This window comes from Streptomyces bohaiensis (assembly GCF_012033785.1).
GTDB lineage: Bacteria > Actinomycetota > Actinomycetes > Streptomycetales > Streptomycetaceae > Streptomyces > Streptomyces bohaiensis.
This window is the reverse complement of record NZ_JAAVJC010000202.1, coordinates 1-8,544: the sequence shown is the minus strand read 5'-3', so window position 1 is coordinate 8,544 and position 8,544 is coordinate 1. Positions and strand designations below refer to the sequence as shown.

Annotated in this window: 9 protein-coding genes; 6 read left to right on the top strand and 3 right to left on the bottom strand. The window is 76.2% G+C overall.

The window, feature by feature from the left end:
• From HCN52_RS18400 to HCN52_RS18390, 3 genes are all read right to left on the bottom strand, one after another.
• A partial coding sequence (locus HCN52_RS18400) for an LLM class flavin-dependent oxidoreductase (RefSeq protein WP_168089552.1) occupies window positions 1-683 on the bottom strand: 683 nt, incomplete at its 3' end.
• Between the two features lie 90 nt (window positions 684-773).
• A complete protein-coding gene (locus tag HCN52_RS18395; protein ID WP_168089551.1) occupies window positions 774-3,071 on the bottom strand; it encodes an exo-beta-d-1,3/1,6-glucosidase in 2,298 nt (765 codons plus the stop codon).
• 194 nt (window positions 3,072-3,265) lie between these two features.
• Window positions 3,266-3,826, bottom strand: a complete 561-nt coding sequence (locus tag HCN52_RS18390) for a DUF6924 domain-containing protein (RefSeq protein WP_168089550.1) — start codon at window positions 3,824-3,826, stop codon at window positions 3,266-3,268.
• Window positions 3,827-4,139: 313 nt separating this feature from the next.
• Here HCN52_RS18390 and HCN52_RS18385 point away from each other — a divergent pair, with 313 nt between their 5' ends.
• From HCN52_RS18385 to HCN52_RS18360, 6 genes are all read left to right on the top strand, one after another.
• A complete protein-coding gene (locus HCN52_RS18385; protein ID WP_168089549.1) occupies window positions 4,140-4,970 on the top strand; it encodes a HipA family kinase in 831 nt (276 codons plus the stop codon).
• The gene (locus HCN52_RS18380) at window positions 4,967-5,365 is read left to right on the top strand and encodes a DUF3037 domain-containing protein (protein WP_168089548.1); all 399 of its coding nucleotides are present in this window, start codon (window positions 4,967-4,969) and stop codon (window positions 5,363-5,365) included. Before HCN52_RS18385 ends, HCN52_RS18380 begins: the two co-directional genes overlap by 4 nt.
• 140 nt (window positions 5,366-5,505) lie before the next feature.
• Window positions 5,506-6,276 carry an SDR family oxidoreductase gene (locus HCN52_RS18375; RefSeq protein WP_168089554.1) on the top strand — a complete coding sequence of 257 codons (771 nt, stop codon included), beginning with the start codon at window positions 5,506-5,508 and terminating at the stop codon, window positions 6,274-6,276.
• Between the two features lie 73 nt (window positions 6,277-6,349).
• The gene (locus HCN52_RS18370; protein ID WP_168089547.1) at window positions 6,350-7,138 is read left to right on the top strand and encodes an SDR family oxidoreductase; all 789 of its coding nucleotides are present in this window, start codon (window positions 6,350-6,352) and stop codon (window positions 7,136-7,138) included.
• A gap of 108 nt (window positions 7,139-7,246) precedes the next feature.
• On the top strand, window positions 7,247-7,927 hold the full coding sequence (gene ung / locus HCN52_RS18365; RefSeq protein WP_168089546.1) for a uracil-DNA glycosylase: 681 nt from the start codon (window positions 7,247-7,249) through the stop codon (window positions 7,925-7,927).
• A 132-nt stretch (window positions 7,928-8,059) separates the two neighbouring features.
• A partial coding sequence (locus tag HCN52_RS18360; RefSeq protein ID WP_209314706.1) for a hypothetical protein occupies window positions 8,060-8,544 on the top strand: 485 nt, incomplete at its 3' end.

Below are 8,544 nucleotides of genomic sequence, written 5' to 3'. Positions count from 1 at the left end.
GCCCGCCCCCGGTCCTCGTCCACCGCCGCCACGTTGAACGCGGCCAGCCGGTGCGGCCCGCGCGGCGCGACCGCGGCCAGCGCGGCGCGGACGTACTCCGGCGAGGTCGGCTCCGCCAGCACCGTGCCGTCGGCCACCCGCCCGGAGAGGGCGAGCGAGCGCGGCCCGCGGACGCCCAGCAGCACGTCCGGCACCTGATCGGGCACCGCGGACGGATCGAGGGCGACCTCCGGCCCCTTCGCCACCGGCGCGATGCGCCCGCCGCGCAGCAGCGTGCGGAGCGTGGTGACGTGGTCGGCGAGCACGCCCAGCGGCCGGGGGCTCCACGCGCCCGCCGCGCGCATCCACTCCGGCATGCCGTGCCCGACGCCCACCGTCAGTCGCCCCGGGAAGAGCTGCGCGAGGGTCGCCACCTCCATCGCCGCGTAGACCGCGTTCCGGGCGCCCGCGGGGAGGATGCCGATGCCGACCTCCAGCCGGGTGGCGCCCAGCACCGCGGCGGCCTGGGCGATGCCGCCGCGCCAGCTCATGTCCTCCACCACCCACAGTGCGGCGAAGCCGGCGTCCTGCGCCCGCCGGGCGTAGTCGAGCAGCTGCCCGGCGGGCAGGTCGCGGGGCAGCAGCAGGCCGACCCTCGGCCGCCCGCCCGGCCGCTCCGGGATGTCCTGATGCGGATGGCTCATGCGTCTCCCTCGTCCTCGGGGCGGTGGTCCGAGCGCCGCGCCCCATGCCGCCGGCACCCGGTGGACGGGGCGGCACGGGGCACGGCGGCGTCAGTCGGCGGTGCGTACGGTGAAGGGCACCGGAAGCAGCGAGTCGGGACGGGAGGACGGACCCACCAGGGCCTCGAACTCGCCCGGCTCCACCCGGCGCACCCCTTCCGCGTCCACGATCGAGCAGTCGGCGACTGGCAGCTCCAGCACCACGCGCCGCTCCTCGCCGGGTGCCAGCTCCACCTGGCGGAACGCCTTCAGCTCCCGATCGGTCCAGCTCGCGGACGTCACCTCGTCCCGGATGTAGAGCTGGACCGTCTCCCGCACCGGCCGGCTCCCGGTGTTGGCGACGGTGACCTCGACGCGCAGCGTGTCCGCGGACGTCAGCCCGGCGTCCGCCACCGCCGGGTCGCGGTAGGCGACCGTGGAGTACGACAGCCCGTGGCCGAAGGCGAAGGCGGGCGTCTGCGTGAGGTCGGCGTACCGGGAACCGTGCTGCCCGCGGATCTGGTTGTAGTAGGTCGGCTGCTGCCCGACGTGGCGCGGGAACGAGACGGGCAGCCGTCCCGACGGCTCGGCCAGCCCCAGCAGCAACTCGGCGACGGCCTGCCCGCCCGCCATACCCGGATTGGCCGCCCACACCAGCGCCGCGGCGCCGTGGGCCGCCGGGGGCAGCACCAGCGGCTTGGAGGCCAGCAGCACCACCACCAGCGGGGTGCCGGTCGCCGCCAGCGCCTCCAGCAGCGCCGCCTGGCCGCCGAGCAGTTCGAGCGTCGCGGTCGACCGCCCCTCACCCACCAGCTCGATCCGGTCACCGACGACGGCGACCACGTAGTCCGCCTCGCGTGCCGCCGCCACCGCCTCCGCGATCAGGGCGTCGTCCGGCTCGGCGGGCGCCACCACCGGCGGCCGCGGCTGGCCGTCCGGGAACAGCGCACCCTCCGGGTCCGGCGTCAGGGACAGGATCTCCGCCCCCCGCGCCTCGGTCACCCGCCAGCCGGCGGGCACCGTGGCGCGCAGCCCGTCGAGCACCGTGGTGATCATCGCCCGGGGCTGTCCGTTCGGGAGCCAGTCGGCCTGGCCGGACGAGCCCGCCCAGTCGCCGAGCTGCGTCTGCGCGTCGTCCGCCAGCGGCCCCACCACCGCCACCGTGCGGCCGTCCTCGGCCGCGGGGCCCGCCGCCGTCCCACCGGCGCCGTCGGCCGACCCGCCGGCCAGCGGCAGCGTCCCGTCGTTGGCGAGCAGCACCAACGACCGCCGTGCCGCTTCCAGGTTCAGTCGGGCGTGCTCGGCGGAACCGACGACCGCGCGCTGCCGTTCCCGCTCCGGCAGCCGGGGGTCCTCGAACAGGCCGAGCTCGAACTTGAGCGCGAGGATGCGGGCGACCGCCCGGTCGAGGTCCTTCTCGGCGAGCATCCCCCGGTCGATGGCCTCCAGCGCCCCGGCGAAGAACCCGGGCGTCGTCATCACCAGGTCGTTCCCGGCGAGGACGGCGGCCGCGGCGGCATGGGCGTGGTCCGGCTGCACCCGCTGCTCCCACACCATGCGTCCGACGTTGTCCCAGTCGGTGACCAGCACGCCGGTGTAGCCCCACTCCCCGCGCAGCACCTCGTCCAGCAACCAGCTGTTGACGGTGATCGGGACGCCGTCGGTGGTCTGGTACCCGAGCATGAAAGTGCGGCAGCCCTCCCGCGCGACCCGCTCGAACGGGGGCAGGAACCAGCTGCGCAGCTTGCGGCGCGAGAGGTCCGCCTCGCTGGCGTCCCGACCGCCCTGGGTCTCGGAGTAGCCCGCGAAGTGCTTGGCGCAGGCCAGCACGGCGGTGGCGTCGTCGAGCCCCTCACCCTGGTAGCCGCGCACCATCGCCGACGCCAACTCGCCGATCAGGAAGGGGTCCTCGCCGAAGGTCTCGTTGACCCGCCCCCACCGCAGGTCGCGCGCGATGCACAGCACCGGCGAGAACGTCCAGTGGATGCCGGTGGCCGACGCCTCCACCGCCGTGGCCCGGGCCACCCGCGCCAGCAGGTCGGCGTCCCAGGAGGCGGCCATGCCCAGCTGCGTGGGGAAGATGGTGGCGCCCTCGAAGAACGAGTGCCCGTGGATGCAGTCCTCGCCCACCAGCAGCGGGATCCGCAGCCGGGTGCGAGCCGTCAGCCCGTGCGCGGCCACCAGCCGTTCCGGTGAGGCGTGGAGCACCGAGCCGGCGTGGTGGGCCAGGACCACGTCCTCCAGGTCGCCGCGCGCGTCGAGTTGGAGCATCTGACCCGCCTTCTCCTGGGGGGTCATCAGCGCCAGCAGGTGGGCGACCCGGTCGTCCACCGACCGGGAGGTGTCGAGGTGGGGGAGCTGGTCGGTCATGGTTGCGTCTCTCCGTGGGTCGGGGCGCGCGCCACGGGCATCCGCCGGCCCGAACTCCCGGTGGCACGGGCCGGTTACGGCTCCCCCGGGACGGCCACCCCGGGTGTGCACGATCGTACATTCGTCACTTCCGCACGGCAGGTGGGCGCGGGCGTACCGGAACACCCGCCCCGGCCGCCCGCCCCGCCGAGCGCCTAGACCTCGCGAACCACGCCGTCGTCGTCGGCCGCCTCCGCGAACTCCTCCCAGCCCATGTTGGCCGTCGTCAGATTGTTCTCCACCATCTGCACCGCCCGGGGAAGGACGCGCAGCCGGCGCACGAGATCGTTCTCGTCGACGTCGATGTCCACCACAAGGAGGTGGTGCTCGGCCGAGGACACGGTGGTGGCATCCGCCACCACCAGCAGCGGAGAGGCCGGTTCCTCGGGGCAGTCCGGATCCGCCGGGATCCGGGCCACCAGCTCCGCGGCGGTCAGTCCGGCGAACCTGCGGTCGTCGACCGGCTCGACCTCGGCCCGGAAGACCTCGCCGTCGCCCTGGGGGTGCGGGGCCAGCACGGCGTCGCGCACCGCCTCCCAGACCCCGTCGTCGCTGAAGTCGGTGCGAATCAGCGGCACCTCCTCCGTCACCGGCAGGGTCGGCAGTTCACCGTCCGCGCGTATCCGCCAGGGCTGCGACGGGCCGTCCGCCTCGCTATCGTCCCGCCGTTCGAGAATCCGCCGCAACTGCCCGAGCCGTCCGCCGCTGTCGTCCATCGTCCGCTCCGTTCCTCGTCGGCGGGGAACCGCCGAGCTGTCGGGACGTCAGTCTGCCGCCGGCCACTGACAGCGTCGGTGCCCGTCTCGGACCGCGCCGCCGGGGCGGTGACTGCACGCGAGCCGTCACCCAGCTGCCGTGGTCCGGGGCGCGGTGGTGCCCGGTCCGCCCGCGGCCCCCGCCGCTAGCATGGTGCGGACGGGCCGGGAGGGGCAGCGCGACCGACGGTCCGCTGCCTCACGCCCGGCACCGCGACGGTGCCGGGCCGCCGGGGCACCCGCACCGCGCCGACGAGACGGATGGTCCCGGACCGTGCTCACAGAGGTCACCGCGACCCGTTACATCACCCCGTTGCGGGAGGGCGGTTCGCTCCCCGGACTGGTCGAGGCCGACGACCTGGGGACCTACGTCCTGAAGTTCACCGGCGCCGGTCAGGGCCGCCGCACCCTGGTGGCCGAGGTGATCAGCGGCGAGCTGGCGCGCCGCCTCGGGCTGCGCGTCCCCCGGCTGGCCGTCCTCGACCTGGACCCCGACATCGGACGGGCCGAACCCGACGAGGAGGTCCAGGCCCTGCTCAGGGCCAGCCCCGGCGCCAACCTCGGCATGGACTACCTGCCGGGGTCCCTCGGCTTCGACCCGCTCGCCTACGCGGTGACCCCGCGGGAGGCGGGCCGGGTGGTGTGGTTCGACGCGCTGGTCAACAACGTCGACCGCTCCTGGCGCAACCCGAACATGCTCGTCTGGCACGGCGACCTGTGGCTCATCGACCACGGTGCCACCCTCACCTGGCAGCACAGCTGGCCGGCGGTCGGCACCGCCGCCGCCCGGCCCTACGACGCCTCCGACCACGCGCTCGCGCCCTGCCGGCCCGACCTGGGCGCCGCCGCCGAGGAGCTCGCGCCGCTGGTGACGGCCGAGCTGCTGGCGGAGGTCGTCGCCCTCGTCCCCGACGTGTGGCTCGCCGGCGACGACGAGCAGGCGGACCCCGCGGCGCTCCGCGACCGCCACGCGGAACTGCTGCTCGCGCGGGCCGCGGTCGTCTCCGGGGCCATCACCGTCGGAGAGCCGACACCCGTCCGGCCGCCCGCCCCGCCCGGCTGGCTGACTGCCCCGGCGCCCCGCCGCGCGGGGGAGGCCCGATGAACGCCGTGACGCCCCCGCGGCGCGACGTCTTCGAGTACGCCCTGCTGCGCGTGGTCCCCCGCATCGAACGGGGCGAGCACATCAACGCGGGGATCCTCCTCTACTGCCGTCCGCGCGGTTTCCTCGCCGCCCGCGTCCACCTCGACCCCGACCGGCTGCGCGCGCTCGACCGCCACGCGGATGTCGCGGGGGTGCGCGCCGCCCTCGGAGCGGCGCAGGCGCTGTGCGGCGGCGGTGCGGAGGCCGGCCAGGCGGCGGGCGACGACGCCGGGCGCCGGTTCCGCTGGCTCACCGCGCCGCGCAGCACCGTGGTGCAGCCGGGACCGGTGCACACCGGCCTCACCGCGGACCCGGAGGCCGAGGCGGAGCGCCTGCTGGAGCTGCTGGTCCGCTGAGGTGGTCGCGGGCCGCCGGCTCCCGCGCCGGGGACGGGACCGTTGACAGCCCGCGCCGCGCCTTCTAGCGTCCGGTCGGACCCACGCGCCCGACCGGCCCCGGCCGTCCCGGGCGGCGCCCACCGTCCCGGGAGGCACCGCTGTCCACCGAACCCCGAGTCGCCGTCGTCACCGGCGCCGCCCGCGGCATCGGCGCCGCCACCGCGGTCCGCCTCGCCCGGGACGGCCGGTCCGTGGCCGTGCTCGACCTCGACGGGACGGCGTGCGCGGCCACCGTCGCAGCGGTTCGAGCCGTCGGTGGGACCGCGCTCGCCGTCGGGTGCGACGTCACCGACCGCACGGCGGTCGAGGAGGCGGTGCACCGGGTGGCGGCCGAACTGGGCCCGCCCACCGTGCTGGTCAACAACGCGGGCGTCATCCGGGACAACGCGCTGTTCCGGATGACCGACGACGACTGGGACACCGTCCTCGCCGTCCACCTCCGCGGCGCCTTCCTGATGACCCGCGCCTGCCAGTCCGCCATGGTCGACGCCGGCTTCGGACGGATCGTCAGCCTGTCGAGCACCTCGGCCCTCGGCAACCGCGGCCAGGCCAACTACGCCGCGGCCAAGGCCGGTGTCCAGGGCTTCACCCGCACCGTCGCCCTCGAACTCGGCCGGTTCGGGGTGACCGCGAACGCCGTCGCCCCCGGTTTCATCGAGACGGCGATGACGGCGACGGCGGCCGAGCGGGCCGGCCTCACCGCCGCGGAGTTCGCCGCGGAGATCGCGGCCCGCACCGCCGTCGGTCGCATCGGCCGACCCGAGGACGTGGCCGAAGCGGTCGCCTACCTCACCGGGGACGCCGCCGGGTACGTGTCGGGCCAGATCCTCTACGTCGCCGGCGGCCCCGCCGGCGGCCCCGCCGGCTGAGCCGCCGGGGCCGCCGGGGCTGCCGGCCGAGCGCCGCACCGTTCCGCACCACCACCGACCGAGAGGCAGCCCCATGACGGCATCCCCGCCCGCTTCCGCACCGGGCGACGCCGACCGGCCGGAGGCCGAGGTGGCCCTGGTGACCGGCTCCAGCCGGGGGATCGGCCTGGCGGTGGCGGAGGCGCTCGTGGCACGCGGCGACCGCGTCTGCCTGACCGGCCGCGACCCGGAGGCCCTCGCGCGCGCGGTGGACCACCTCGGCGCCGACCGCGCGATGGGCGTCGCCGGCACGGTGCGCGACCCCGCCCACCGCGCCGAGGCCGTCGAACGGGTGATGGCCCGCTGGGGCCGGGTCGACCACCTCGTCAACAACGCCGGGATCAACCCCGCCGTCGGGCCGCTCGCCGACGCCGACCTCGGCATCGTGGCCGCGGTGCTGGACGTCAACGTCCTCGCCGCCCTGGCCCTCGCCCAGCTGACCTGGGCCGCCTGGCAGCGCGACCACGGCGGGACCGTCGTCAACATCGCCTCGGTGGCCGGGGTCTCGGCCTTCCCGACGCTCGGCGCCTACGGCATCAGCAAGGCGGCCCTGATGAGCCTCACCCAGCAGCTGGCCCACGAACTGGCCCCCGGGGTGCGCGTCAACGCCGTCGCCCCCGCCGTCGTCAAGACCCGGTTCGCGGCCGCGCTGTACGAGGGGCGCGAGGCCGAGGCCGCGGCCGGGTACCCGCTGGGCCGGCTCGGCGTCCCCCGGGACGTCGGGAGCGCGGTCGCGTTCCTCAGTTCGCCCGACGCCGGCTGGATCACCGGTCAGACGCTCCTCCTCGACGGCGGGCTGCTGCTCGGCGCCACCGTGACCTGAGGCGTCCGCGGCCGCCGGCCGCGGCCGCCGCTCCCCGCACGGCCCGAGTGTCGGACCCCCGGGGTACGTTCGGGCGTATCACTGGCGACGGCGACCGGAGGTCCGCACGTGTTCGAGAAGCTGCCCGAGTCCTGGCGGGACGCCCTGGGCGAGGAGATCGCCCACCCCCGGTACGAGGAGCTGGCCGCGTTCCTCGCCGCGGAGCGGGCCGCCGGCCCGGTGTTCCCACCGCAGGACGAGGTCTTCGCCGCGCTGGAGGCCACGCCCTACCCCGACGTCCGCGTCGTGGTGCTCGGGCAGGACCCGTACCACGGCCAGGGCCAGGGCCACGGCCTCTGCTTCTCCGTCCGGCCCGGGGTTAAGGTCCCGCCGTCGCTGCGCAACATCTACAAGGAGATGCTCAGCGACCTCGGCCACCCCGTGCCCGACAACGGCTACCTCATGCCCTGGGCGCACCAGGGCGTGCTGCTGCTGAACACGGTGCTCACCGTCCGCGCGGGCGAGGCCAACTCCCACAAGAGCCGCGGCTGGGAGAAGTTCACCGACGCGGTGATCTCCGCCGTCTCCGCGCGCGACGAGCCGGCGGTGTTCGTGCTGTGGGGCAACCACGCCAAGAAGAAGGCCGCCCTGATCGACACCGAGCGGCACGCGATCGTCGACGGCGCCCACCCCTCCCCGCTCTCCGCGCGCAAGTTCCTGGGCTCCAAACCGTTCTCGCGCATCGACGCGGCCCTCGCCGCCCAGGGCCACCCGCCGATCGACTGGCGGGTGCCCGACCTCGCCGGCTGAGGCGGCGGGGCGCGCCCCGCGTTGCGCCACCCGGGTCGCACGGCGCGGCGCGGGCCGTGCCGCACCCGTCGTCCCCGCGGCGGTCGGCCTAGCCTCGGGGTCCGCAGCCGTCCAGCCGCCCGGGAGGGCAGGGTGTCCCAGCCCCAGCACACCCCGCGCCACCACCCGGTCATGCAGCGCGTCGGCCAGGCCGTCATGCTCCACCGCGCCGGGGACCGGGAGGAGGCCCGCAACCGGCTCGCCGCGCTGTGGGAGGACCCCGGGCCCGGTACGGGCCCGCTCCAGCGCTGCACGATCGCCCACTACCTCGCCTCCGCGCAGGACGACCCCCGGGACGCGCTGCGGTGGGACCTCGTCGCCCTGGCGGAGGCCGACGCCGCCTCCGGTGACGAGGCGGCTCCCGCCGACCCGCCGCCCGTGGACCGCGCCGCCCGCCCCCTCGGGCCCACCGCCGCGCCCGACGCGGCACGGGGGCTCTACCCCCTGCTGTACCTGAGGCTGGCCGCCGACCACCTCGCGCTGGACTGCGCGACCGCCGCCCGGCACGAACTCGCCCGCGCCCGCCGAGCGGCTGCCGGTCTCGAGGACGACGACCACGGCCGGCGCACCCGCGCCGC